The organism is Panacibacter microcysteis (assembly GCF_015831355.1).
GTDB lineage: Bacteria > Bacteroidota > Bacteroidia > Chitinophagales > Chitinophagaceae > Panacibacter > Panacibacter microcysteis.
Map to the genome: position 1 here is coordinate 171,763 of NZ_JADWYR010000001.1, position 23,220 is coordinate 194,982.

Genomic DNA, 23,220 nt, shown 5'->3' on the forward strand with positions numbered 1-23,220 from the left:
CCGGTTTGTGCCCTCACAAACCGGAATGATTGTACAGTTTCGGTCGGTGAGGACACCGACCGATAGAAGAAAAGATATCTTACATATTAAGCCTACCGTAGCAGGACAGAACAAAATCACAGCAATGGATATTTCTGGCAGAATAATAACAAAAATAGAATACAATGTTTCCGATATGTCAGAGGAATTACCACTTAACACGAGCGAATTTAAAAGCGGGACATATTTTATAAGAGTAGAAAATAAAAATGGCATATCGTCAACTAAGTATAAAGCAATAAGAATAAGCTGAATAAAATTCTCCCCAGTTGGTCTGAGTATATCAACCTGATGTTTGCGCAGGATTGAGGCGCAGCTTTTGTGTTTAACATCCTGTGCCTTTGTAAACCAATCCAAAATTTCACTCAGCAGTTTTCAGTATATTTGAAATAAACAAATCAGTTATTACAATAAATAATCAGAAATTCTTTGGTTATGAATACCGCTAAAACACTCGATAAAGAAATTGCGGAATACCTGCCGCGATTAAATGAGAAACAAAAAAGAACAGTTCTTTCTGTTGTAAAAACATTTATGAAAGATCAACAGGACTGGTGGGATGAAATTAGTGAAGAGCAGCAAAATGCAATAGATAAATCTTTGGCTGAAATGAAAGCAGGTAAACTTACGCCGCATGATGAAGTAATGAAAAAGTATAAGAAATGGCTGAAGAAGTAGTACTGGAAATATGCTGGACAGACAGCGCTAAAATCAGCTTTAGTTAAATAGTAGATTATCTGAAGCAGGCATGGTCGGAGAAAGAAGTTGAAAAATTTGTAACCCGTACAGAAGAAATGTTATTGCTGCTAAAACGTTATCCTGAAATGTGTCGCCCTTCACTTAAAAGAAAGAATGTAAGAATAGGTATCCTGGATAAACACACGCAGTTAATTTATCATTATAAGCCCAGGAAAAAACAAATAGAAATTTTGCTCTTTTGGGGCACGAAACAAAATCCATCAAAACTCAAGTATTAATTCAGTCTTCGCAGCATCCTTAGCCAACACACAAGCCTTTAAAGCAACAATGCGGAAACGTTCATGATCTGCCGCCACACCATTCAACCACCAGTGGCAGCGCAACCATAGCTATATGCCGGTAAAAAAGTCAGTCGTGGCAGCGTTGCCCAAAGTTGATTCTATGTAACTACAGCAACACGCAGATGAGGTTATGCGTGCTGCAATATATTCAACCGTACAAGAGTGCGACGCAACAGGCGATGCCACCTGCACTGCCGCAGGGTACATAACTTATACAATTAAAATATAGCGCGTAATGCTACATATCACCATCGATCTTCAAAGCATCGAGGTAACCGGGTTTTAGGGTGCGGTTTTTCCATTCGAGCATGGGGTATGTGTTGGTCAGGACTTTTCCATTGGCAAGCGTAAATGTTACTTCTGCACTAACCTGGTTATTGTACAGATCGTTCCAGTCAACATCAAGCTTTTTGAAAGTAAAGTAGCCATTATTATAAGCACCGGGCACAATTAACACGCCGGCTTTGTCTACCAGTTTTTTCACCGCGGTTGCCCTGCTGGTGCTATAAAATTTAATGGTAATATTTTTAAACGCAGGCGCAGGTTTATCACCGTCATACAAAAACGAGAGCCCGATCAATGGTTCATTTTCTGCGGAAAGTATAGGCATCGTTTTCAGGCAGATGTCCTGCGCATCATAGGTTTCACCAGCTTTGGGTTTAAAGTTGCTGTTTACATTGTACCTGCTAAAAATGAGCGCTTTCTTGCACCATAGTTTGTGATAGTCGTAACTGACAACTGCATAACCATGCTCTCCCCAGGATTTACCCCATGAGTTCTTGATGATAAAACCATCCTGGTTATAACCCACAATGGTTACTGCATGGCCACCATCCAATACACCGTTTGACCACAACGGCACGAGGCCAACTTCGTTGTTACGTATTTTACTAATGATGTCTGGCTGCGCATTTTTTGCCGCGGTGTAAGACATGGTATCACCATACAATTCAATGGCCGCAATGCTGTCAGGCGTTATAAGCGGCGCATCACTACTCAGAGAGAACCATGCTGCAGAATTAATATGATAACTTACCGGTATGCCTTTGATACCGTTGCGTAGCCAATACTTGATGCGCTCTGTATCCTTTGCATCGTCACCGGCATAAAAAGCGTATGAATCTTTGGCAATCCGGTAAGTAACATTGTAGAAGGTAAGCATGTCGTAAATACGTGAACCTTTTGTAACATCTGAAAATTGGGTAAAGACATCCCTGTCGTTGGTAAAGGTTACAGCATTGGTATCATACGGCATTTTCGATTCTGTGATAACGCCATTTTTTTCCAGTATGTCGAGGTAGTATTCCAGCATTTCGTTATCAGCCATGCTTGCCGTGTCTTTATCCATGAGCCTTCCAAACTTGGCTTTTGCAAAGAGGTATTGTTCGCTTAAATCACCTGGTACACCGGGAAAGGTTTCCAGTGCGGCACAGATGGAGAACGCAGTACAGGTACCACGGCCTTTCTGGTTACGCACCGCACTTTGCGCGTAGCGGTAATCTACCACATCCTGCGCTGTGGCATGCAGCACAGCTAAAAACGAGACGGCGCACAGCAATTGCTTCATATAAAAAATTTTCAGCAACTTAGAAAAGTTGTTTGTGCCCGCAATACCAAGGCACCTGGTATTGGGTGTTTCTTAACCCGTTTTGTGTGATTTTAATGTGGCGCAATAACGAATGTTATTCTTTCGGTATAGACAGTTTTTTGTTCTTCGCCCCGATATAGAATGCCAGTAATACAACATTTACCTTGCCATAGTTTATACCGCGGTGGTACACATTTCTTGTTTCCGCTATGGCCGATCCCGGGCCGTATACCGTTGTTTTGTTGCTATCTATCTCTACAGTTATCTCGCCTTCGAGTACGTAAGCAAACACTGGTATTTCGTGCTTGTGCCAGCCTGTTGTTTTCCCGGGTTCCATTGTTATTTTGAGTATGGTTACTTCTGCATCGGGCACATGGGGATACATAATTTTCTGGCCAATAGCATTGGTATCGGCTTTCAGCACGGGCTGCACGGTAATAGAACTGTTGTATTGTGCATGGGCAGTTTGTAAGCCCAGCAGCATAAAGGCTGCAATACGGAGCATCAGCATGTTGAAAAGGTTTCTACTAAAATAAGCAGCCACGCCGATAATACAGGCGGGTATTTTTAAATACAGCTACATTCGTACAAATGTTTGCCGTATGACCTTCCGCCTCAAACTCACAATCCTGTTGTTGTTTACAAGCATACAAATATTTGCACAGGAAAATGATATGCTTAAGGCAGCGCAGCAACTGCTTAAACTGCTTACGCCGCAACAAAAAGAAAAGATCATTTACCCATACAACAACGAAGAGCGATACGCCTGGTATTATGTTCCGAAAGATGATCGCAAAGGTTTAAAACTGAGCGAAATGAATACTGCACAACGCAATGCTGCAGCAGTTTTGATGAAAACCGCTTTGAGTAAAAATGGTTATACTAAGGCAACAGCAATCATAAGTCTTGAAAAAATATTGAAGGCCGTAGAGCAGAGAAAGGAAGACGATCATCACCGCGATACCGGGAAATATTTCATAACGATCTTCAATGAACCATCGTCTGAAAACACCTGGGGCTGGCGTATTGACGGCCATCATTTGTCGTTAAGTTTTTCCGCCGCTTCGGGAAAACTGGTGGCTGTAACACCGGGCTTTTTCGGTGCTAACCCGGCGGTGGTATTAAGCGGCCCGCAAAAAGGACAGGAAATATTAAAAGATGAAACACAGCTTGGGCTCGAACTCATAAATGCGCTTGATGAAAAGCAAAAGCAACAAGCGATTTATAATAAAGAAGCGCCTGCAGATATTCTTACTACCAACCAACGCAAGGCTATGCTCGAAAGCAATGAAGGCATTGCTTATCACGACCTCAATCCTGCACAGCAAAAGATCTTTATGCAGTTGCTCAGCGTGTACATACAACGCTACACACACCTTTTCGCAACAAAAATGATGCATGAAATAGAGCAGGCTGGTTTTGATAAACTGATCTTTGCATGGGCCGGCAGTACGGAGAATGGTGCAGGCCACCCGAAATATTACCGCATTAAAAGCAATACCCTCATTATCGAATACGATAATACGCAAAACAACGGCAACCATGTGCACACGGTTATCAGGGATCTGAAAAATGATTTTGGTGGCGATGCATTAATACAACATTACGAGGCTGAGCATACACAAAAATGATGTTACCGGCATTTGAATAAGCATTGGGCTCCTGTTGTGTCACTCACTTGTACTGCAGGATGCAATGCAGCTTTTGTTCGCGGCTACAGTCTTGCTGCATGTAAACAACACATAAAAAAAGATGTACCTGTATGGATACATCTTTTCATTTATGATTGGTTATTGTATTTTACTTAAAACAGTGTAAACTCAACCCTTCTGTTCTGCTGCCTGCCAGAGTCTGTTTTGTTAGATGCTATTGGCTGGCTTTCGCCGTAACCTGTTGCTTCAATCCTTGAAGGGTTAGCACCTTTTGAAACCAGGTAAGCTTTTACACTTTCAGCGCGGTCTTTAGACAACTTAAGGTTTGCAGATTCTGAACCTACATTATCTGTATGGCCTGCCAGTTTCAATGTAAAGTTTTTCTGCACCAAAAGTTCGGCAACTTTATCGAGGCTTGCATGAGATTTGGCGCGTATCGTGGCCTTACCAAAATCAAATTCAAGGTTTTTTATCGCATCGCTTACAATTCGCCTGTCTTCTTCCGTTACTACTACCTTCGTTTCTGTTTTCACTTCCGGTTTGGGCAGTGTACAGCCTGAGCCATCTACTTTTTCGCCTGCCGGTGTGTTTGCGCATTTATCAAATATGTCAGCTACACCATCACCATCTGAGTCCATCTTCATTTTCGCAATCTCTGCTTTCAATGAATTCACTTCAGCAAGTTTAGCCTCGTTGGCGCTCATGCTTGCATCAAGCGACGCCTTCATGGCAGCATTCTGGTCCTGCAGATCCTGTTGTAATGCTGCTACAGGATTGTTTACCATCAACTGAGGTGCGCTCTTCTTACCTATTGCAAACTCAAGGCCTGCAAAACCGTAAGAGAACTTATCTTTTCCCGGTCCTGCTGCATAGCCATCAAAATTATCACCATCAAGAAAATGCATACGGTAACCCAGGTCGATATTTAAACCGGGCGCGGCATTGATCTTTAATCCTCCTGCAACTGGTATAAAAAATTCTTTAATGGATTCGCCATTGGCCTTGTACTCTGTCGTTTGTCCGTTATTACTTGTAAGTTCCGGCTTATAAGCTGCAATACCACCACCGGCAGACAAGTAAGGTATAACAGCAACTTTACGTGATATAAAGTTGATATTTCCCAACGTAACAACACCACTTAAACTGGCTGACCAGTCAAGTGTTGTTTTAAACGAACTGTATGGATTATCGGAAGACATACCGTTTCCAAGTTTCTTTTCATTGTCTCCTTCTGTTGTACCCCGCAAGAAATCTAACTGCAGGGCAAGGTTATGACGGAACTGGTTTTTAATGTAAGCACCATAAGCAAAACCCGTTTTCCACCGGGTAAAATCATTGCTGCCACCAATACCTGCCACAGGCGCAAGTAAGCCACCATTTACACCAATTGAAAATGTTCTGAATCCTTTTGTACCTGTAAATGGTTTAATGTTATCTGTTGCAACAGGAGCTTTGGTTGTTGCAGTTGCTAAAGTTGAATCCTGCTGGCATAGGGCTGGTAAACCAATGCCAATAAGCAAAGCTGTAATGGCATTTCTTTTAACTACGTTTTTCATAAACAAAAGTTGATTGATATTTAGTTTCAACCCTGAAATTCAAACATGATGCCAGATTACAAGAGCTGTTGCAAACAACGCGGTGTTGTAGAAATTTATCACCAGGACATATACAAAGCATCATGTAATATTGTATAAAGATTACTGCATGCGATTTTCTATCACCATTGTATTAGTACTAATATATTCTATTGGGTTAAAGGCGCAGAACACCTACAACAATGTACACGGCACGTTAATACTTGTTGCAACAGGAAAAGATGGAATTATGCTGGCAGTAGATTCCAGGCTTACGCTTACTGATAAAGACAAAACAATCGGCCTGGTAGACAGTATCGATAAGATTTATACACTAAAAGGTTTCAGTGTTTGTTATGAAGGTACCGGTATACTGGATAGCAACCGTTTCCTGAGTGCGTCCTTCAGTGAGTATAATAAGCTGCACCGGAAAAAACAGTCCTTCTCTGAAGCTGTAAAAGGCTATGTTGATTTTATGAAAACACGCTACGAAAAACAACTGAATACAAGCCTGAAAAATAACGCTTTTGTATTTGCCGGTTATGAAAACAACAAACCGCATATTACATTATGGACGCCCGCTGATGGTGAGATCCGGTTTAATGACAGCGACACCATAATGGAATGCACACATGAAAAAATTAAAACTTATTTTGGCCCCTACGATCCGCAAAGTTCCTGCGCACAAATGTCTGTGCAGGCTGTAAAAGCCATGCAGCGTTATATTGATGAAGACAAATCATTTGCCGCAGGCAAACCTTTTAAAACCATTATGATCAGGCCAAACAATACAACCATCACCCTCAATAATTTTCGCGGTAAACAGTTTTATACCACCGCCGCATTCAATACTGCCATCAATAAAAAACAGATCACCCTGTTTATGATTAAAGAAGATAATTGAAGAAAGGCTGAGGGGTGGTAAGGACGTAAGGTTTACGGTTTAGGGTATATCGAATAAGGTTTAAGATATATGGAATAAGGTTTAAGGTGATGGTTTAGGGTATATAGTTTAGTCCATAGGATACGGCACGTGAGGCTTAGAGATGATATGTGATATGAAAACCATGCGAACTCACCACCACCTTCTCCCCTTCACCATTCACCCTTCACCATTCACCGCCGCCTTTTAAAAACAGCTTAAACTGTAGAACAAGTCCTACAGAAATTTCATAAGTTATTGTACTTTACAAGCCGTACCTATTTGCTTAATTGCAAATGAATTCTTACACACAATAATTGCTTGCTTTATGAAGCTTACAGAATACTTATACCAGCAATGCCTGCGCGTACACAACCAGATTACCGGCAATGCAGCAAGAAAACTTACCTTACTCATCATAGATGAAAAGATCAAAGAACTTGAACAACAACCATACGATTTCAACCAGCGCATTGCCGAGCTCAGGCAGATGAAAGAAAACATGGATTACTAATTTTGCATATACCTGTTATACCAATAAAAAAAGCGCAACATACTGTTGCGCTCTCTTATATTTCACTCCAATTAAACTATTGTTGTACTACCGGATCTCTTAAAGTTTCCAATAATGCACCAACACGTGCAATCAGGTAATCTGGTAATGCATTTTTCTGTGCACCTACCACTACGTCTGCAATAAACTGGTCAAAGTCAGCATCATCTGCTTTACCACTCATGCGTGGGTTTTTCGCGGGGTCGTGTGCGTCTACCATGTTAAGACCATCGTACGTAAAGTTTGTTGCACCAGTAGCTACACAAAGAAAATCGGTAAGATTATCACTCAGCATCTGAAAACCGCTAAGGTCGCCTGCTGTAACTTCTGCCAGCAGCGTAGCAAAATAAGGGTTCAGTTCCGGATCTGCTGCAATAACAAAAATGGTGCTGTCTACAACAGAGCGAATACCCAAACGGCCCTGTTCAATTTGCATTGATGTATTTGCAGGATCGGTAACCATTGCTGTGCCGCCCAGTGAATCATACAATGTCATTGCCGTTGGCATTGGCGGATCGTCGTTCTTATTACATGCTACAAAAAATGATGTACATGCCGTAATGCCTGCCACTAATAATAAGGATGTTTTTTTCATACTATGAATTTTAATTGAAGAGATGTGAAACTGAACTTGAAACTTTAGAAGTAAATGAACCGGCACCAACAGGGCAGCCACTTTGTAATTCCTCCTGCGAAGGCATGTACCTTACCACGCTGTAATGCAATTCATTTTTTAATTCGCTGGTAAGTACATCAGCATTTGTTTTTACCGGGTAAAAGGTAAATACCGCAATACCGGATTTTTCATTGCACATAACACGGTCAACACCATTCTGTGCATACAGCCAGCCGGTAATTTTCGCTGCATCTTCTTTGTTGATGGCTTGCTTAAAATCTAACCGCGCCATCACTTTCGTGTTTGCTGTAGGAGCCTTTGGCCGTGTAACCATGTAAATGTGTACCGCAAGCACAGCCGCCAGCAAAACAAACGTAGAGAGGCTGATGAGCAATATCTTTTTTACGCTGCGTTTTTTCATAAATAAGTTTTAGTGATGAACATTAGGTTGACATCATGTACGGTAAACGGGTAAAAGCGGTTTTCTTTATCAGGAATTTTTTTGTTGTCAAATGCCGGTAAATATTTCCACACGTTAGTATCTGTTTGTTACAAACTGTTGTACTACTATGAGCCTTGTTGCGTCGCACCCGTGTACTGCATTGCATGATGCAACAAATGGGGGTACAACGACGCACCATATAACTGCGCTGCTGTGGCAGGTGAACAGCAGCCTAATCAATACCACCAAAAGTTTTGCTTATGCAGGGCAGTATCATTACGCAGTTCCCGAAAGCAGCACGCTACAGCTGCCATACAAAGGGAACGATGAACCGAGCGTGGCAACAGGCGATGCCACAAAGAACCCATGCCGGCTAACAAAGAAAAATGCTGCTTTTTATCTTTTACCATTATAGTAAGAGCAGAACATACAAAGGCAATTGCGTGGCTCATTGCGTCATTTATACCGTTTGAAAAAACTTCTCGATTATATGGGCTCTAAACCCTACATTTATAGCTATCATTTACCTGTTAAAACTTATAGATCGCCAAATGAAAAAATTTGTTCCGCTCCTCATCCTGGCTGTAGTTGTTATTGTATATGCTGCATGCAGCAACAAACGCAGCGGCAGGCCACGTGTGCTGGTATTTGCAAAAACCACGGCTTTCAGGCACAGCGCCATACCCAATGGCAAAGCAGCCATTATAAAACTGGGAGAAGAAAACGGTTTTGATGTTGATACAACAGAAAGTGCCGACTACTTCACCGAAGATTCACTAAAAAATTATGCTGCCGTAGTATTTCTCAACACAACAGAAAATGTGCTGAACTACAGGCAGGAAGCAGCTTTCGAGCGATATATACAGGCAGGCGGCGGCTATGTGGGCGTACACTCTGCCACAGATACTGAATACGACTGGGGCTGGTATGGCAGGCTTGTTGGTGCGTACTTTAACGGCCATCCCAAACCTCAAAAGGCAAAGTTTATTATTAAAGACAAAGATTTTCCGGCCACTAAATTCTTTACAGACACGGTATGGGAAAGAACGGATGAATTGTACAATTTTAAAAAGATTAATCCAGATATACATGTGCTCATCACCATAGATGAAGCTTCTTACGAAGGTGGTACCAATGGTGCGGTTCACCCCATGTCGTGGTACCATGATTACGATGGCGGCCGTGCGTTTTATACTGAACTTGGGCATACTGAAGATTCATACACAGAACCAAACTACCTCAAACATCTTTTGGGCGGTATTCAATACGCCATGGGCGATAATGAAGAACTGGATTACAAAAAAGCAAAAACACAGTTACCACCGGATGAAGATCGTTTTACAAAAGTACCGTTGGTACAGGGTGAGTTTTTTGAACCTACGGAAATGACCATTCTGCCAAATTTTGACATATTGGTTGGTCAGCGCCGTGGTGAGATCATGTTATACAAAAACGATACGAAGAAAGTAAAGCAGGCAGGCTTCCTGAATGTTTACTGGAAAACAAATACACCGGGCGTGAATGCTGAAGAAGGTTTACTCGGCATGCAGAAAGACCCCAACTTCGCTAAAAACAACTGGGTGTATATTTATTACAGCCCTATTGATAGTGCTGTTAATCGCCTGTCAAGATTTACTTTCAAAAATGACACGATAGATAATGCAACGGAAAAAGTAATTATTGAAGTAAAATCGCAACGGGAAATTTGCTGCCACACGGGCGGCTCCATTGCCTTTGGCCCGGATGGTTTATTATACCTTTCAACAGGTGATAACTCCACACCGTTTGATGAGCCCGGAGCAAGGTTTGTAAACAGCGGGTTTGGCCCCATGAATGATTTACCGGGCCGCATGCAGTACGATGCAAGAAGATCTGCAGGTAATACCAACGACCTGCGCGGAAAGATCCTGCGTATTCGCGTAAAAGATGACGGCACTTATGAAATTCCGGATGGTAATCTTTTTGCCAAAGGAACAGATAAAACAAGACCGGAAATATTTGTGATGGGTAACCGTAACCCTTACCGCATTTCCGTTGACCAGAAAAACAGTTATCTCTATTGGGGAGAAGTTGGACCTGATGCCAATAACGACAGTTTTGCTACACGCGGCCCGCGCGGCTACGATGAGCTGAACCAGGCACGCAAAGCGGGCTTTTTCGGATGGCCGTTATTTGTGGGTGGCAACTACCCTTACCGTGCATTTGATTACGCAACAGGCGTATCCGGAGAACCTTTCGATACGGCAAAACCGATCAACAATTCCAGGAATAATACAGGTTTGACCGAATTGCCTGAAGTGTCTCCGCCATTTATCTGGTACCCTTATGGTAACTCGCACGATTTTCCACAGGTGGGTGCCGGTGGGCGCAACGCTATGGCCGGTCCGGTATACTATACAGACCTTTACCCCGACTCTACAAGGCTGCCTGATTATTATAACGGTAAACTGATTATGTACGACTGGATACGTGGCTGGATAAAAGCCGTAAGTATGTTGCCCAACGGAGATTTTGACAAGATGGAGCCATTTATGGAGCACATTAAACTGGCCAACTGTATAGATATGGAAGTAGGTCCTGATGGCCGTTTATACCTGCTTGAATACGGAACAGGCTGGTTCTCTAAAAACGCTGATGCCGGTCTTTCACGCATTGACTACAATGGTGGCAACCTGGCGCCAAAAATTGCAGATGTACAGATTGATAAAACCACCGGCGTGTTGCCATTTGCAGTTAAACTGAATGTTACCGCAACAGATCCAGAAAAAGAAAAACTATCTTATGTATGGGATCTTGGCAATGGAACAACGAAAGAAACAACAGAGCCTTCTCTGGACTATACTTACAATGCTGCAGGTGATTTCAAGATTAGTGTAAGCGTTAAAGATGAGAAAGGCGCAGTTACCAAAAGCGATGCCATTGATGTGTATGCAGGCAATGAAACACCTGAAGTACAGATTGCGCTTACATCGGGCAACCGTTCTTTCTATCTTCCGGGCGAGCCCATTAATTACAAAGTGACCGTAACAGATCCCAAAGACACATCAAAATTCGACCCGGCAAACCTGTTTGTTTCTGTTGATTATGCTGAAGGCTTTGATAAAGCAGCATCACCAATGGGCCACCAGCAGGGCGAAGCGGCGATTAGTGGTAAAAGCATTATGCTTTCGCTTGATTGTAAGAGCTGTCATAAAGAAGCAGAAACTTCTGTCGGCCCTTCTTTCATCGCTGTTTCCAAGAAATATGCAAAAGACCCGAACGCTATGAACTATCTTATGCAAAAGATCAGGAACGGCGGCTCCGGTGTATGGGGCGAGGTGGCAATGGCAGCGCATCCTACCATACCACAGTCAGACCTGCAGCAGGTGGTTACCTGGATACTTTCGCTGGATAACAAGGCTGCTGTAAAAAAATCGCTGCCTGCACAGGGTGTTATTATTCCTGAAGCCAATAAGAAGCCAACCGCATCGCTTGTATTATCTGCAAGCTATACAGACAAAGGCAGCGCAAACACCAAAGCGTTAACTGGCAGAAACAGTATAGCATTGGCAGGCAACACATATTTCTTTAAAGGCACAGAGAAAAAAGAAGGCTTTACCGGTATTGCATTTAATGGCATGAATATCATGATCATTCCTGCCAATGGCTGGTTTGCAGTTGACAGTATCGATCTCAATGGTATAAAAAGCATTGGACTCTCTGCAGGCTGGCAGGATGCACCAAAATATGGGTACGATATCGAAATAAGACTCGATGCACCTGGCGGAAAAGTGATCGGCACCGGCAGTTTTGCCCCGCCGCCACCAAAAACACAGGCTGGCCCTGTACGCGTAAGTATTACACCAGTAACAGACGGGCAGTTTCACAGCATATACGTTATAACCAAGGTTAAAAGCCCTGAAGAGAAAGCGCAGGCCGGCTTTATGAATATGCAGTTCAATGCCAGGTAAAATTGTTGTATGTAGCCATCTGCAGTGCATGTGGCATCGCCAGTTGTGTCACTCACTTGTACTGTACAGCTATTTGCAGCATCGATATTGCATATGCGCAGGCACAAATAAAAAATAAAGTAAATAAACTGCTGTAAGCAATACAACAGCATTTCAACAAAAAACCTTGCACAGTTGTGCAAGGTTTTTTGTTTTATAAAACTTATGACCTTTACGGTAATGTTCATGTCCTTAATTATGCCAGTAAATATTAACTTTTTTGTATTTTGTTATATAAACTCAAACTATGGAAGATTTCGAAAACATGAGCGAAGAAGAAAGACTGAAAGCAGAGAACGATTTTCTTAAAATGAAACTGATGCTTGAGAAAGGAGCAACATTCGAAAAAACTGATCCCGAAGTAGAACTGCCGGCGGATTTTGAAAACAAGTTTTTAAAAAACATCCTTGAATTTGAGAAACAGTTCGACCAGCATAAAACAACAACGGTGTTTGATAAAATTGGAAGGCCGGCACAATTTAAACCGGTAAACGACATACCTGATGAAGCAATAGAAGACGAATGGCTTGCGCTGTATAACTATCTTATAGAACATGGTATTGAAGTTTCTGTAAATAATCCTGCAGTAACGAGCCGCGAACTTTACCGCTTTACTACAGAAGACCTGTTTGAATATGAAACAGACGATGTTACCATTCCGGGAATGGTGAGTGGTTTTGTGTACGATGACTTCTACCCCGACTATGAATTTGAAAACTCCAGGGCCGCGCTCGAAGACGGGATCAAAATAATATTTTCCAGGCAGCCCGTTGAAACACTGCATGGCTACGCAAACAAAATAACGCTAAACGACCATAAAGATCTTTCAGAAGAAAAATTCAAACTTATCATCAACAGGTTCAAAGATGCTTTTGAAGATATCATACTGAATGCAACAACCGTAGAACAATGCGTAATAGAGGAAACCGCCTGCACGGTAAAAGGCACCTACAGTGCAACAGCAACATTAGTCAATGAAACAATCAACTGGAATGACGAATGGTCGGTTATTTTTCATTTTGATGATAACCTTGGCTACTGGGAAATTGTAACAGTACTAATACAAAATATCAGGTTCTGAAAAATATTTATCGGCTGAAATGCAATACGGGAAAGCATTACGGCGATATCAAAAAAAATATTTTAGAAAAAACCCAAAATAAATTTGGCGCAATTGAAAAAATAATTACAATTTTGTGACGTAAAAAATAACAAAACTTATAGCAAAATGAAACTCGCATTACAACATATTACCAGGTGCTTTAACCCTAATGTGGGTTATATCATCAGCGGGGATTCAGTAGCTGTAAGTTGGTAAAGACTAAAACTAACTGACAATACATAAACCCCGCACAAAGCGGGGTTTTTTGTTGAAAGCTCAACATATATCCCGGAAAATGATCACCAGGAAACAGATACCATTTTTACCAAAACGCATAGTGGTTAATAGCTGCCATGAAGTCAATACAAGTATTCGTTTCTGTGATCTTTCAAACTCAACACTAAATTTTTTGATTAAACGGCTGTGGTTTGTTGTGCGCTGCTGATGCAGCAGGCGCATAGAAAACCCGGCCAGGCTAAAACCTCGCCGGGTTTTTTATTAGATGATGAAATAAAGCGTACAACTATGACACCTTTTTTGCCGTTGCTGATCTTTATGCTCGTACGCCTTATTTACATCACCTTAGAAACACCCGCCGGGGCGAATGCCGGTAATAAGTCCCTGAACGTTTTAAAGCGGAGGTTTAAGATGAGCTTTAGATTCAACAGAAAAATAAATAATATAAGCATGTTGTTCAACGGTCATTACGTAGACGTGAAAGCGTTATATGTACTACGTTTCAACACCTTACCATGTATAAGTTTTATTGGTGAAACAGACCCTACAAAAGCATATGCTTATATAAAAGAAATGTTTGACAAAGACGTAAAGGAAATTTACCAGCACTCGTTTTTTGATCACGATCAGGGAGAAACTTTTTTCAACAATACGATCTTCATCATGGCAAATGAACGAATGATAGAAATAGGCAGTAACTATTGCCATTTGCTGCATAACACTACTGATTATGGCTGGGCACGTAATACCGTACAGGCTCTTGCCGGCTTCAGAATTGCAAACGCGGCAGCGTCAACTGCCACTGCACAAACCAGGATCATTGGTTTTGCAAAGCACACAACAATGAGCAATAATTAAGACCAGGGTTACTTCCGGGTCTTTAATGCGGCAGGTTTCAACCCTTAACCCGCTTGAAGTGTTGGGCTGCGCAAGGCAGCTCAACCATCTTCAACAACATCGCCCGCAAGCTATGTATGCAGCGTTGCAGTTAAATGTGGTACACAACTAAAACGAAAAACTGCATTTATTACTGCCTGGCATATGCAGCATCGTTGCTGCACATAGCTATACAGTACAAGTGAGTGACACAACAGGCGATGCCATAAAAAACTACAGTTGACAACCAGATAATGCTAACTATGCCATTGGCCGGAAAGTGTTATTGCATTTTATTACTAAAAAATTACGACAACAATGTCGAACAGCAACCATACAACGAAGAGCATCTTTGCCTTAATAAAGCAATCGCTCAAAGGCGATGAACAGATGGATTATACAAGCGGCAGTATTCGCAAAGCGGTATTCATGCTTGCCATACCGATGATCATTGAAATGAGCATGGAAAGCGTTTTTGCGCTGGTAGATCTTTTTTTCGTGGGGCACTTACACAACAGCCAGCACACACTGCAAACAGTTAGTTTAACGGAGAGTGTATTATCTATTATGTATGCACTGGCCATTGGTATAAGCATGGCGGCAACTGCGGTGGTGGCAAGACGCATTGGGGAGAAAAACCCGGATGCTGCTGCAACAGCAGGCGTACAGGCCATATGGCTATCACTCATACTTACAGCCATAATAAGTGTAGCAGGTTTTATATATGCTGCAGATATTTTACGGCTTATGGGTGCAGAACCTGAAACAATTGCTATGGGCACAACTTACACGCGTATTATGATGGGCGGAAGTATTGTCATCATGCTGTTGTTTTTGATCAATGGTATCTTTCGTGGTGCCGGCGATGCGTCTATGGCTATGAAGAGCCTGATGATCGCCAACTGTTGCAACATTGTATTGTGCCCTTTGCTCATCAATGGCCTTGGCCCCATACCTGCATTTGGTTTAAACGGCGCAGCAATGGCAACAACCATTGGCAGGGGCATAGGTGTAGTGTATCAACTATACCATCTTTTTAAAGGAGCAGGTGTTATTAAAATACACCGAAAGAATATAAAGATGGAGTGGCCTGTAATCAGGTCGTTGGTAAACATTGCATCACCTGGTACGTTTCAGTTTATCATTGGCTCGTGCAGTTGGATACTGCTGGCAAGGCTTGTTGCTGAAACTGGCCACAGCACTGCATCTGCGGGCTACCAGACCGCTATACGCGTGGTAATATTTTTTATACTGCCAGCATGGGGTTTAAGCAATGCATCAGCAACATTGGTGGGCCAAAACCTGGGTGCCAAACAACCAGACAGGGCACAGGAGTCTGTGTTGAAAACGGCCAAATACAGCGGTGTATTCATGGGTATTGTTTCATTGATATTCCTGCTTGGTGCAGAACCCATACTGGGCATTTTTACAAACGACGTTGTGGTTAAAGAAATAGCGGCAGAAGCGTTACGCATTATAACTGCAGGTTACATTTTTTATGGTGTGGGCATGGTGATCGTAAGTTCTTTTAATGGTGCCGGCGATACATGGACACCAACATGGATCAATCTTTTTGGCTTCTGGCTTTTTCAAATACCGCTGGCTTATTTACTGGCGCAATATTTTAAAATGGGTCCCACGGGTGTGTTTATAGCCATCCCCGTTGCAGAAACATTGATGGCTGTTGCCGCGTTTATATTATTCAGGCGTGGCAAGTGGAAAACAGTGACTGTGTAGTGAGTTGTAAGTAGTAAGAAGTAAGTTTTGGGGCCAGGCTAAAGAACAAGTATTAAGCATCCGTTGCGTCGCACACTTGTACGGTTGGAACGTTTTTCAACAACGATGTGTAATAGCAAAATACTAATGAGACAAGTCTGTAACAATGTGCCTGGGAAATGACGATTAACAAATTATATATACAATAATCCTTTTATGATCTTGATGATATGTAGGAAAAAACATAAACGACCGGAAAGGTATAACAAGCTTTGCTGATGCAGTCAGTAAAGGAGGTATAGCCCGGTCATGTAAAATGGACCGGGCTTTTTTTATGTTGGCTTTAGCTTATGTGGTAAAGTGCCACACTGTGCATGTGGAGAACAGGGTTCGGACCCCGGAGTCAACCAATAAAAAAAATGCGGCCTGGTGTAACGGTAACATATCCTGCTTCCTCGCTTAATGAGAGGTAAACATAAGCCGGATGTTTTCAGTTCGAATCTGAAAGTCGCACAGAGGCTGGCTTATAGCTCAATGGAAAATGCTACGCTCCGACAGCGATGATGAAAGTTCAAGCCTTTCTAAGCCGACAGGTGATGGCACATACAACGGACGAATAGCTCCAATTGGCAGAGCATTGCGTTGAAGCCGCAACAGTGCCGGTTCGAACCCGGCTTCGTCCACACCTGTATTGCACTATACGTCGACTATAAAACAGGTGTTGCAACTACAGTGATCGCTGCAGTTGCCACATTAACAGAAAGTACAAGTGAGTGACACAACGAAGATGCCATGAAATGCTACCGCTGAAACAATAATAAATAAAGCATTTAGTGCAACTAAATACAAATGCTGGTAACTCAACTAAAACCGATAACAATGGAACAGCAACAATGGCGGCGGCTCGACGGAAGAAGGATCAGGCAGCCGATTGAGGCAGAAGTGAGGCAGATGCTGATAACTGAAAAAGAAAATGGCCACGCGCTGCGTGTATGTATTGGTACAGACAGTCAGCGAAAAGGCAGTGAGATTGAGTTTGCAACAGTGATCGTTTTTATACGCAAAGGCAAAGGCGGCTTTATGTACATACACAACGAAATGGTACAGCGGAAAATGGCCATTAAAGAAAGGATGCTGGAAGAAGTTGCACGAAGCATTGACATTGCCTTCAGGTTATGTGATCTGTTTATTGCATTTAATGTTGATATGGAAGTGCATGCAGACATTAATACGAACCCCAACTTTAAAAGTAATGATGCTTTGAAAGAAGCGATGGGCTACATCATGGGAATGGGCTTTGGATTTAAAGCTAAACCTTACGCATTTGCCAGCAGCAGCTGTGCGAATAAGATAGTACAGTAATTATTAACAAGGTGCTGCATGTAAAGCGCAGCGACTATAAAAAATAAAAATGAGAAAGATCAGTCCTGTTCAGTTTTTACCACAGAAAATGAGAACTGAAAAATTAACAGCTACAAGGCGATGTAAAAACTTACTACTATGGGAAAGACATCTAAGATTCAAAGAGAAAAGCAACTGCTTTTACACTTAGAAAAAGAAAAATTATTGGAAGAGGCGTTACGCTATTCCAATAAACGCTTCAAGAAGTTTGATGAAGTGATAATGCAATTGTATACAGGCGATAAGCTGAATGCCTTTTTTGGCACAGATAAAAGGATATGGAAGATTAGTGAATGTTTTGCTACTGCAGGTAAAGACACCAAAATCCTGCTGAGAGATGTGTTTATCCATCTAGATAAAACTTCTGCATTAATTGTGGCAGAAGAGCATATAGAAGCGGTAATAAATATGGCGAAGTTTAAAGCTTACTGGCGGAAAAATATTTTTGATTGGAAACCAACATCTAAAAACGCTTTGATGCAATTGCATGAACTTGCTGACTTTTTGTTTTGCGCCTACAGCGTTCCAAAGTTCCTGTACAAAGCATTCTTCGAGAAGAAGCATAAGCTTTTTATAAACTGGTTTATTCACCTGGGTGATGGCCGAAAAGTAAAAGAACTGAAAGATATGCCCATTCCCTTTACTCAAAAAATGGGGCATTATTTCACAATTGCACCTGGTAATTTCACCATACAGGAAGCAATACGCTGGGCACAGGTAAGAGGTTTGGGTGGAGATGAAAGACTGGCAAACAGAATAGTAGCATCATGGTTGGGATACAAGCCTTATGCGGATGAAGATTTCTGGCAGGCGTTTTTACAAATTGTTATACACGGAGGTATGTTCAATCTTGCAAAACTAACCGAGCTGATTGATTATGTAAGAGACGCGAAACAACAGCATGTGAATTATCATTTGAAAGGAAGAACACTGCAGTCTTTGTTAAGGCAAAGCGATGTATGGCATAACAGGTTCAAACACATAAAAAATATTGGTCTTTGCTGGAAACCATGTGGCATTGAAGGATTCAGGATAAAAAAGAAAGAAGAAGTGCTGGTGCTGGAAGAACTTACTGAATCTAAGCTATTATCTGCCGAAGGACAGGCAATGAAACATTGCGTAGCGTCTTATGCATTGTATTGTTCGCAAGGGAGGTCTGCTATTTTTTCTATGAGAAAATATGTCGGGAATGTATTGCTGGAAAGATTGGCAACAGTTGAGGTGAATCTTTCCTCAGGAAAGATCGTTCAGGCAAAAGGAAAAATGAACAGACCTGTGTCTGACGAAGTGAAAAGATATATGCTGAACTGGGCGGAGGAAAATGCATTGACTGTAAACCAGTATCTGTGAAAATAATTGTAATGAACTTAGCTGCATTGCTACTATTAAGCTTTTGTTGTGTCACTCACTTCAACTGCAACAATACTATTGGGCATTGTGTAACATCAAATAGTGAATGCTGCAGCTTGCAATGCTACATTGGTTATTTTTGGCGCATGGCATTACTACAGGTACAACATATCAGTAAAAAAGTGAATGACATTATCCTGCTGGATGATATCAGTTTTGAGCAACAGCCATTACAGAAAATTGCCATTACCGGAGAATCAGGAGCAGGCAAAACAACTTTGCTGAAGATCATCAGCGGGCATGGGCAGGCTGATAGCGGAACAGTGTTGTTTGAAGCAAAAAAAGTTGCCGGTTCTGAGGAACAATTATTGCCCGGGCACAAAAAAATTGCATACCTATCGCAGCACTACGAGTTGCTCAATAACTATTATGTGGAAGAACTCGTATGGTTTGGCAACCAGCTCAGCGAAGAGAACGCTGGTAAGCTCTTTGACATATGCAGGATCACACACCTGCTCAGGCGCAGAACCAATAAACTATCCGGTGGCGAAAAACAGCGCATTGCACTTTGTATGTTGCTGGTAAAACAACCGGTGCTGCTGGTGCTTGATGAACCGTTTTCCAATCTTGATCCCATACATACAGATATATTGAAAACCGTATTGGACGAACTGACGGACGGCTTCCAGATAAGCTGCATTTTAACATCGCACGACCCGCACGATACCTTATCATGGGCAGATGAAATTATTGTAATGAAGGAAGGAAAGATCGTTCAGCAGGGAGCGCCGGAAGAAATTTATCACACACCGATAAATGAATATGTAGCAGGTATGTTTGGCAGGTACAATTTGCTTACTGCCAACGATGCTGCAGTATTTGGCATTGAATTAAATGGTAAAACGGTAATGCTGCGGCCTGAAGAGTTTGTGCTAAGTAAAAACCCCGCAGAAGGCGTAAAAGGCGTAATTGAACAAATGAGCTTTCGGGGCAGTTTTTATGAATTGCAGGTGTTGGCAAATAATGTAAGCGTTGTAGTTCGCACCATGAGCAATGAATGGCGCAAGGGCGATACAATGTTTATAAAGATCCGGTCTTAGCCAACACCCGGCTCTTCATTAAAGTAGACTTCATGCATCAACCTGATGCGTCTCCTGATACGACGCATAAATGAAGCGGGAGATAAAATTTTCAGCCCTTCACCAAAGCCGATCAGTTCGCGTTCCAGTTCAAAGTTTGGTATAACATCGATGCTGAACACTACACCATCCTTTCGTTCCTCCACGATTTTTTGCGACGGATGAACAGGCTTGGTCTTTATATAAGGGGCCTGGTGATAGTCTGCCAGGAACTCGATATGCAGCGGGCTATCGGCTGCATTGCGGGTTACACCAACAATATCTTTGAAGTAGGTATGCGGATCAAAGTTCTTATGTGCTTTGTATGGTTCTTGGGTTGCAGTGGTAACCATTTGTATCCTGTCAAGCGCGAAGGTTGCAATCTCTTTTCCTTTTTTGTTCATCCCCAGTACAAACCACCTGTTACGGTATTCTTTTAAAAGATATGGATAAAATAAAATGTCGCTAGACTGCCTGGCCTTAAAAGACTGGTACGTTAATACTACAGTTGTTTTATTAATAATAGCCTTGTATAATCCATCGAGCCACTCAATACCGGTGAGCAATTCATTTTTTTCGAAGTCTATTACAGGTGTTTGCTGATGTTGTTCACTGTATATTTTGTCTTCCAGTTTGTTCACCATTTCTGTAACCTCATTAAAGTGGCTGAAACCTTTAAATTGCTTCAACAGGTAAGATACTTCCTGCAGAATACTCAAGTCCTGGGTGGTAAGTGGGATGTTGGTGATGGAATAACCGGGGTATTCGTAGCTGTAATATTTTTTGTCTGTAACGATGATGGGTGCATTATAACCCAGTTTGTCGCTGCGCATGGCATTAAGATCAAGTCGTATGGTGCGAACGCTCACACCCTTATCGATGCCTTCATACTCGAAAAGTGCGTCGTTACAGGCTTCTATAAGGTTTTCGATGGTCCACTTGCGGCGGCGGTTTTGCAGGCATTTGTCAATTGTGCGGTAGCGTATCAGGGCATTGCGATTTACCGGCATGAAAAAAATTTTGAGAAAAATAAAAAATAATTTTTACTGTGCAAAAAGATTGCACAGTTACTTCAGAGGTTTGTATGGTCAAAGCAAATAACTGCTTACAACGCCAAAACTTCGCTTCGATCTTCGCGTTTGCTGCATAAAGAACCGAACGATGAAGTGAGTGACACAACGAAAGATGCACAAAGTGTTGCAGCAGATAACCAAAAACAACAAAGGAGGCTATTATGAAATTCAATTTCAGAATTAAAAACGCAGTAAAAGAAACCACCAACTACGAAGGCGCAAAAGCATTTGTACTTACACCTGCAATGGAATTATACACTGCTGTTGTAACAGCCTCTTTGAGTAACCAGTTTTATGAAACTGCAGACAGCAGGCTGCAACGCATCTGCGACCTGATAGAAAAGAATGACCCGGAATTTGTAGCTAAACTGGCTATATATGCTCGGGAAGCAATGTACCTGCGCAGCATACCGCTGGTGCTTACTGTAGAACTTGCAAAAAGACACAATGGTAACGACCTGGTAAGCAGGCTTACCAATCGTGTAGTACAACGGGCCGATGAAGTAACTGAATTGCTTTCTTATTACTCACTTTCAAACGGAAGAGATAATGTAAAGCAACTAAACAGGCTAAGCAAACAATTGCAAAAAGGCCTGGCAGCAGCTTTCAACAAATTTGATGAATACCAGTTTGCCAAATACAACCGGGATGCCAGTGTAAAACTAAGAGATGCACTGTTCCTGGTGCACCCTAAAGCAAAAGATGACGCACAGCAGGCGTTGTTTGATAAAATTGTGAAAGATGAATTGCAGGCACCCTATACATGGGAAGTTGAGCTGAGTGCACTGGGCCAGCAAAAGTTTGATTCTGCTGAAGTAAAGCAGGCAGCATTTCGTACAAAATGGGAAGAACTGATCTTTAGCAACAAACTTGGTTACATGGCCACATTGCGTAACCTGCGCAATATATTGGGAGCAGCAGTAAGTAAAGAAGCATTGAAAAAAGTATGCGATTATATTGCTAACGAAAAAGCGGTAGCAAACAGCAAACAATTACCGTTTCGTTTTTTGAGCGCATACCGTGAATTGAAAGAGCTGAGAAATGGCAATGTATCTAAAGTGCTGGATGCATTGGAAGATGCAGTAGCATTTAGTGCTGCCAACATTGCCGGATATGATGCTGATACCAGAGTTGTAATTGCAGCAGATGTAAGCGGAAGCATGCAACAAGCTCTAAGTTCAAAAAGCAAAGTACAGAACTATGATATTGGTTTAATGCTGGCCATGTTGCTGCAAAACCGTTGTGAAAATGTCATCACAGGTATGTTTGGAGATACGTGGAAAGTGATGAATGTGCCAAAGAAAAATATTCTGGCAAATGTTGATGCATTCTACCGCCGGGAAGGAGAAGTTGGTTACAGCACCAATGGTTACCTTGTTATTAAAGACCTGTTGCGGCGTAAAAAAGCGGTTGATAAAGTGATGATGTTTACAGACTGCCAGTTGTGGAACAGCAATAACACAAGTGAGACTATTGCGGGTTTGTGGAAACAATACAAGCATATAGCGCCGCAAGCAAAACTCTATTTGTTTGACCTGGCTGGTAACGGAAACACTCCGCTGAACATTGTGCGTGATGATGTATTCCTGGTGGCAGGATGGAGCGATAAGATCTTTGATATACTCGCTGCAATTGAAAAGGGAAGCGATGCATTGACGAAGATCAACAGCATAACAATTGACTAATGCAGGTTGCATACAAGTAGTGTCCTGTTTCAAAAACAGGATACTACTTTTTTAAAAAAGTTCTTTGAAGATATAATTGATTGTAAGGATGTCGTAGGGATGAGTTACTTCGTCTCCAATTCAGGGAAGGATTCTGAAGCAATTCAGAAGAGGTGCAACTCCTCCGCATGACAGCGTTCCCGTTGCTCAACCCGCTTGTTACTCCTTATTATTTTATTGAAAGGTGTCGTAAATGAGAGGTACTTCG

20 protein-coding genes and 2 tRNA genes are annotated in these 23,220 nt (G+C 42.0%); 16 read left to right on the top strand and 6 right to left on the bottom strand.

All coding sequences use genetic code 11. The features are described from left to right. Positions 1-25: 25 nt before the first annotated feature. Both I5907_RS21980 and I5907_RS00750 read left to right on the top strand, forming a co-directional pair. A complete protein-coding gene (locus tag I5907_RS21980; RefSeq protein ID WP_196988841.1) occupies positions 26-292 on the top strand; it encodes a T9SS type A sorting domain-containing protein in 267 nt (88 codons plus the stop codon). A gap of 182 nt (positions 293-474) precedes the next feature. Beyond that, entirely contained in the window at positions 475-717 is a 243-nt protein-coding gene (locus tag I5907_RS00750; RefSeq protein WP_196988842.1) for a hypothetical protein, read from the top strand. Positions 718-1,317: 600 nt separating this feature from the next. Here the strand turns inward: I5907_RS00750 and I5907_RS00755 are convergent. Together I5907_RS00755 and I5907_RS00760 are read right to left on the bottom strand one after the other, a co-directional pair. Then, positions 1,318-2,646 (bottom strand): C1 family peptidase, encoded by a 1,329-nt coding sequence (locus I5907_RS00755; RefSeq protein ID WP_231401922.1) that lies wholly within the window; start codon positions 2,644-2,646, stop codon positions 1,318-1,320. Between the two features lie 115 nt (positions 2,647-2,761). Continuing rightward, entirely contained in the window at positions 2,762-3,178 is a 417-nt protein-coding gene (locus tag I5907_RS00760) for a cupin domain-containing protein (RefSeq protein ID WP_196988843.1), read from the bottom strand. A gap of 91 nt (positions 3,179-3,269) precedes the next feature. Between I5907_RS00760 and I5907_RS00765 the strand changes: the two genes are divergently transcribed. Continuing rightward, positions 3,270-4,298 carry a DUF3500 domain-containing protein gene (locus I5907_RS00765; RefSeq protein ID WP_196988844.1) on the top strand — a complete coding sequence of 343 codons (1,029 nt, stop codon included), beginning with the start codon at positions 3,270-3,272 and terminating at the stop codon, positions 4,296-4,298. A 173-nt stretch (positions 4,299-4,471) separates the two neighbouring features. Here the strand turns inward: I5907_RS00765 and I5907_RS00770 are convergent, their stop codons facing one another. Continuing rightward, a complete protein-coding gene (locus I5907_RS00770) occupies positions 4,472-5,875 on the bottom strand; it encodes an OmpA family protein (protein WP_196988845.1) in 1,404 nt (467 codons plus the stop codon). 148 nt (positions 5,876-6,023) lie between these two features. Between I5907_RS00770 and I5907_RS00775 the strand changes: the two genes are divergently transcribed. Both I5907_RS00775 and I5907_RS00780 read left to right on the top strand, forming a co-directional pair. Continuing rightward, positions 6,024-6,797, top strand: coding sequence for an Ntn hydrolase family protein (locus I5907_RS00775; protein ID WP_196988846.1), 774 nt, complete (start codon positions 6,024-6,026; stop codon positions 6,795-6,797). Between the two features lie 346 nt (positions 6,798-7,143). Next, positions 7,144-7,329 carry a hypothetical protein gene (locus tag I5907_RS00780; protein WP_196988847.1) on the top strand — a complete coding sequence of 62 codons (186 nt, stop codon included), beginning with the start codon at positions 7,144-7,146 and terminating at the stop codon, positions 7,327-7,329. Between the two features lie 76 nt (positions 7,330-7,405). Here I5907_RS00780 and I5907_RS00785 read toward each other — a convergent pair whose 3' ends face one another. Beyond that, positions 7,406-7,963 (bottom strand): globin family protein, encoded by a 558-nt coding sequence (locus I5907_RS00785; RefSeq protein WP_196988848.1) that lies wholly within the window; start codon positions 7,961-7,963, stop codon positions 7,406-7,408. A gap of 10 nt (positions 7,964-7,973) precedes the next feature. After that, positions 7,974-8,405, bottom strand: coding sequence for a hypothetical protein (locus I5907_RS00790; RefSeq protein WP_196988849.1), 432 nt, complete (start codon positions 8,403-8,405; stop codon positions 7,974-7,976). 148 nt (positions 8,406-8,553) lie between these two features. On the opposite strand from I5907_RS00790, the gene I5907_RS00795 reads away from it, so the two are divergent. The 10 genes from I5907_RS00795 to I5907_RS00840 all read left to right on the top strand — a co-directional run bounded on the left by I5907_RS00795 (position 8,554) and on the right by I5907_RS00840 (position 20,197). After that, the gene (locus I5907_RS00795) at positions 8,554-8,841 is read left to right on the top strand and encodes a hypothetical protein (protein WP_196988850.1); all 288 of its coding nucleotides are present in this window, start codon (positions 8,554-8,556) and stop codon (positions 8,839-8,841) included. 136 nt (positions 8,842-8,977) lie between these two features. Beyond that, on the top strand, positions 8,978-12,376 hold the full coding sequence (locus tag I5907_RS00800) for a ThuA domain-containing protein (protein ID WP_196988851.1): 3,399 nt from the start codon (positions 8,978-8,980) through the stop codon (positions 12,374-12,376). A 286-nt stretch (positions 12,377-12,662) separates the two neighbouring features. Continuing rightward, the gene (locus I5907_RS00805) at positions 12,663-13,496 is read left to right on the top strand and encodes a hypothetical protein (protein WP_196988852.1); all 834 of its coding nucleotides are present in this window, start codon (positions 12,663-12,665) and stop codon (positions 13,494-13,496) included. A 546-nt stretch (positions 13,497-14,042) separates the two neighbouring features. After that, on the top strand, positions 14,043-14,612 hold the full coding sequence (locus I5907_RS00810) for a hypothetical protein (RefSeq protein ID WP_196988853.1): 570 nt from the start codon (positions 14,043-14,045) through the stop codon (positions 14,610-14,612). A gap of 336 nt (positions 14,613-14,948) precedes the next feature. After that, positions 14,949-16,367, top strand: coding sequence for an MATE family efflux transporter (locus tag I5907_RS00815; protein WP_196988854.1), 1,419 nt, complete (start codon positions 14,949-14,951; stop codon positions 16,365-16,367). Between the two features lie 499 nt (positions 16,368-16,866). Continuing rightward, positions 16,867-16,936, top strand: a tRNA-Ser gene (locus tag I5907_RS00820). A gap of 20 nt (positions 16,937-16,956) precedes the next feature. Next, positions 16,957-17,029 (top strand) — tRNA-Phe (locus I5907_RS00825). A gap of 196 nt (positions 17,030-17,225) precedes the next feature. Continuing rightward, the gene (locus I5907_RS00830) at positions 17,226-17,708 is read left to right on the top strand and encodes a ribonuclease H-like YkuK family protein (RefSeq protein ID WP_196988855.1); all 483 of its coding nucleotides are present in this window, start codon (positions 17,226-17,228) and stop codon (positions 17,706-17,708) included. A gap of 138 nt (positions 17,709-17,846) precedes the next feature. Further along, positions 17,847-19,097: a PcfJ domain-containing protein gene (locus I5907_RS00835; protein WP_196988856.1), complete on the top strand. Its 1,251-nt coding sequence runs from the start codon at positions 17,847-17,849 to the stop codon at positions 19,095-19,097. A 146-nt stretch (positions 19,098-19,243) separates the two neighbouring features. Then, complete coding sequence (locus I5907_RS00840; RefSeq protein ID WP_196988857.1) at positions 19,244-20,197, top strand: ABC transporter ATP-binding protein; 954 nt, start codon at positions 19,244-19,246, stop codon at positions 20,195-20,197. Here I5907_RS00840 and I5907_RS00845 read toward each other — a convergent pair. Further along, positions 20,194-21,225 (bottom strand): helix-turn-helix transcriptional regulator, encoded by a 1,032-nt coding sequence (locus I5907_RS00845; RefSeq protein ID WP_196988858.1) that lies wholly within the window; start codon positions 21,223-21,225, stop codon positions 20,194-20,196. The genes I5907_RS00840 and I5907_RS00845 overlap by 4 nt on opposite strands. A 224-nt stretch (positions 21,226-21,449) precedes the next feature. Between I5907_RS00845 and I5907_RS00850 the strand changes: the two genes are divergently transcribed. Then, positions 21,450-22,973, top strand: a complete 1,524-nt coding sequence (locus I5907_RS00850; protein WP_196988859.1) for a TROVE domain-containing protein — start codon at positions 21,450-21,452, stop codon at positions 22,971-22,973. Positions 22,974-23,220 lie beyond the last annotated feature (247 nt).

Bases quoted from the DNA above. Each gene is read 5' to 3' on its own strand.
- I5907_RS21980 (WP_196988841.1), top strand. From the start codon at position 26: ATGATTGTACAGTTTCGGTCGGTGAGGACACCGACCGATAGAAGAAAA.
- I5907_RS00750 (WP_196988842.1), top strand. From the start codon at position 475: ATGAATACCGCTAAAACACTCGATAAAGAAATTGCGGAATACCTGCCG.
- I5907_RS00755 (WP_231401922.1), bottom strand. From the start codon at position 2,646: ATGAAGCAATTGCTGTGCGCCGTCTCGTTTTTAGCTGTGCTGCATGCC.
- I5907_RS00760 (WP_196988843.1), bottom strand. From the start codon at position 3,178: ATGCTGATGCTCCGTATTGCAGCCTTTATGCTGCTGGGCTTACAAACT.
- I5907_RS00765 (WP_196988844.1), top strand. From the start codon at position 3,270: ATGACCTTCCGCCTCAAACTCACAATCCTGTTGTTGTTTACAAGCATA.
- I5907_RS00770 (WP_196988845.1), bottom strand. From the start codon at position 5,875: ATGAAAAACGTAGTTAAAAGAAATGCCATTACAGCTTTGCTTATTGGC.
- I5907_RS00775 (WP_196988846.1), top strand. From the start codon at position 6,024: ATGCGATTTTCTATCACCATTGTATTAGTACTAATATATTCTATTGGG.
- I5907_RS00780 (WP_196988847.1), top strand. From the start codon at position 7,144: ATGAAGCTTACAGAATACTTATACCAGCAATGCCTGCGCGTACACAAC.
- I5907_RS00785 (WP_196988848.1), bottom strand. From the start codon at position 7,963: ATGAAAAAAACATCCTTATTATTAGTGGCAGGCATTACGGCATGTACA.
- I5907_RS00790 (WP_196988849.1), bottom strand. From the start codon at position 8,405: ATGAAAAAACGCAGCGTAAAAAAGATATTGCTCATCAGCCTCTCTACG.
- I5907_RS00795 (WP_196988850.1), top strand. From the start codon at position 8,554: ATGAGCCTTGTTGCGTCGCACCCGTGTACTGCATTGCATGATGCAACA.
- I5907_RS00800 (WP_196988851.1), top strand. From the start codon at position 8,978: ATGAAAAAATTTGTTCCGCTCCTCATCCTGGCTGTAGTTGTTATTGTA.
- I5907_RS00805 (WP_196988852.1), top strand. From the start codon at position 12,663: ATGGAAGATTTCGAAAACATGAGCGAAGAAGAAAGACTGAAAGCAGAG.
- I5907_RS00810 (WP_196988853.1), top strand. From the start codon at position 14,043: ATGACACCTTTTTTGCCGTTGCTGATCTTTATGCTCGTACGCCTTATT.
- I5907_RS00815 (WP_196988854.1), top strand. From the start codon at position 14,949: ATGTCGAACAGCAACCATACAACGAAGAGCATCTTTGCCTTAATAAAG.
- I5907_RS00830 (WP_196988855.1), top strand. From the start codon at position 17,226: ATGGAACAGCAACAATGGCGGCGGCTCGACGGAAGAAGGATCAGGCAG.
- I5907_RS00835 (WP_196988856.1), top strand. From the start codon at position 17,847: ATGGGAAAGACATCTAAGATTCAAAGAGAAAAGCAACTGCTTTTACAC.
- I5907_RS00840 (WP_196988857.1), top strand. From the start codon at position 19,244: ATGGCATTACTACAGGTACAACATATCAGTAAAAAAGTGAATGACATT.
- I5907_RS00845 (WP_196988858.1), bottom strand. From the start codon at position 21,225: ATGCCGGTAAATCGCAATGCCCTGATACGCTACCGCACAATTGACAAA.
- I5907_RS00850 (WP_196988859.1), top strand. From the start codon at position 21,450: ATGAAATTCAATTTCAGAATTAAAAACGCAGTAAAAGAAACCACCAAC.